Below are 546 nucleotides of genomic sequence, written 5' to 3' on the forward strand. Positions count from 1 at the left end.
CAACAGATTTTAGACTTTTTAACGCTTCGCTTTATTGAAAAGAATGAGAATATCGTTTTTCTAGGTCCAAGTGGCGTCGGGAAAACCCATTTGGCCACTTCCATCGGAATTACGGCAGCAAAGAAACGAACTAGTACTTATTTTATAAAGTGTCATGACCTCATTCAAAATCTAAAGAGAGCACGCCTAGAAAATCGATTAGAAGCCCGTTTAAAGCATTATACAAAATACAAGCTGCTTATAATTGATGAAATAGGTTATTTACCTATTGATGCCGAAGATGCGAAGCTCTTTTTCCAGCTCATAGACATGCGTTATGAAAAACGAAGTACCATATTGACAACGAATGTGAACTTTAAATCATGGGATGAAATCTTTCAAGAGCCGAAGTTAGCAAACGCGATTCTAGATCGAATTTTACATCACGCGACTGTCGTTACAATCGTGGGAGAATCGTATCGCTTAAAAGATCATTTAGCGAAAGAAAATGAGTAATTTTGTACATTCTTATACAAGCGAAAGTGTACATATTTGTGTTGACATTTA

At 36.3% G+C, this 546-nt stretch carries 1 protein-coding gene; it reads left to right on the forward strand.

The genetic code is table 11. The annotated features are described in order from the left end of the window. On the forward strand, positions 1 to 495 hold a 495-nt coding region (gene istB, locus AN964_RS25240; RefSeq protein WP_055742530.1), incomplete at its 5' end, for an IS21-like element helper ATPase IstB. Between the last annotated feature and the right edge of the window lie 51 nt (positions 496 to 546).

The organism is Heyndrickxia shackletonii, from assembly GCF_001420715.1.
Lineage (GTDB): Bacteria > Bacillota > Bacilli > Bacillales > Bacillaceae_C > Margalitia > Margalitia shackletonii.